2 protein-coding genes are annotated in these 554 nt (G+C 69.7%); one reads left to right on the forward strand and one right to left on the reverse strand.

Features of this window, described 5'->3' with window-relative positions; all coding sequences use genetic code 11:
• Positions 1-220, reverse strand: a 220-nt coding sequence (locus tag FUT87_RS23005) for an alcohol dehydrogenase catalytic domain-containing protein (RefSeq protein WP_147242516.1), incomplete at its 3' end; no start/stop codon positions are given.
• 107 nt (positions 221-327) lie between these two features.
• Here FUT87_RS23005 and FUT87_RS23010 point away from each other — a divergent pair.
• Positions 328-554: 5'/3'-nucleotidase SurE (locus FUT87_RS23010; RefSeq protein WP_310735309.1), on the forward strand; the 227-nt coding region annotated here is incomplete at its 3' end.

Genomic DNA, 554 nt, shown 5'->3' on the forward strand with positions numbered 1-554 from the left:
CGCCCACCGCCTCGACGATCCCGGCGAACTCGGTGCCCGGCACGAAGGGCAGCGGCGGCTTCATCTGGTACTTGTTCTGGATGATCAGCAGGTCGGGGAAGTTCAGGCTCGCCGCCTTGATCGCCACCTTCAGCTGGCCCGGCCCGGGCGTGGGAGACGGCAGGTCCTTCCATTGCAGCGCCTCGACGCCGACGGGGTTCTCGCACAGCCAAGCCTTCATCTCTCGTCTCCTTGTCCAGGCCTCCGGCGGAGGGTCGGGGCGCATGATAGGCAGCGCGCCGCGCGGCCCGCGTCGCCGGGGTGACGGCCTGCCTACAATGCCGCCCCATGCGCATCCTCATCGCCAACGACGACGGCTACCTGGCCCCCGGTATCGCCGCCCTGGTCCGCGCCTGCGAAGGGCTCGGCACGGTGGAAGTCATCGCCCCCGAGCAGAACGCCAGCGGCACGTCCAACTCGCTCACGCTGCACCGGCCGCTGTCGGTCTACACGGCGTCCAACGGCTATCGCTACGTCAACGGCACGCCGTCCGACTGCGTCCACCTGGCGCTGAC

This window comes from Mitsuaria sp. TWR114, assembly GCF_007997345.1.